1 protein-coding gene is annotated in these 672 nt (G+C 66.4%); it reads left to right on the top strand.

Annotation, left to right across the window (positions count from 1 at the left end; translation table 11 throughout):
- Positions 1 to 672: cobaltochelatase subunit CobN (locus G1E_RS29270; RefSeq protein ID WP_047149726.1), on the top strand; the 672-nt coding region annotated here is incomplete at both ends.

Genomic DNA, 672 nt, shown 5'->3' with positions numbered 1-672 from the left:
CGCCGGCCTGCGGTTTGGCCTGACCTTTGTCGGCATCCAGCCGGCACGTGGCTACCAGGTGGACCCCAGCGCGGTCTACCACGACCCCGACCTGGTGCCGCCACATGGTTACCTGGCGTTTCACTTCTGGCTGCGCCATGCCTTCGCTGCCGACGCGGTGATACACGTTGGCAAGCACGGCAACCTCGAATGGCTACCAGGCAAGGGCGTAGGGCTGTCGGCGCAGTGCTGGCCGGACGCCTTGCTCGGCCCGCTGCCGAACATCTACCCGTTCATCGTCAACGACCCCGGTGAGGGCGCCCAGGCCAAGCGCCGTACCCAGGCGGTGATCATCGACCACCTCATGCCACCGCTGACCCGTGCCGAGACTTACGGGCCGTTGCGCCACCTGGAGCAACTGGCCGACGAGTTCTATGAGGCGCAACTGCTCGACCCTCGGCGGGCTCGCGAGTTGCAGCGCGACATCCTCGAACTGGTCAAGGCCAACCATATCGACCGCGAGCTGCAGCTGGAGGGGCAGTTGGACGATGCTGCCGTATGGCTGCCGCGCCTGGACACTTACCTGTGCGACCTCAAGGAGTCGCAGATCCGCGACGGCCTGCATGTGTTTGGCCAATCGCCTGCCGGGCGCCTGCGGCTGGATACGCTGCTGGCGTTGCTCAGGGTCGAGCG

The organism is Pseudomonas sp. TJI-51 (assembly GCF_000190455.2).
Classification (GTDB): domain Bacteria; phylum Pseudomonadota; class Gammaproteobacteria; order Pseudomonadales; family Pseudomonadaceae; genus Aquipseudomonas; species Aquipseudomonas juntendi.
This window is presented reverse-complemented; position numbering and strand designations above follow the sequence as displayed.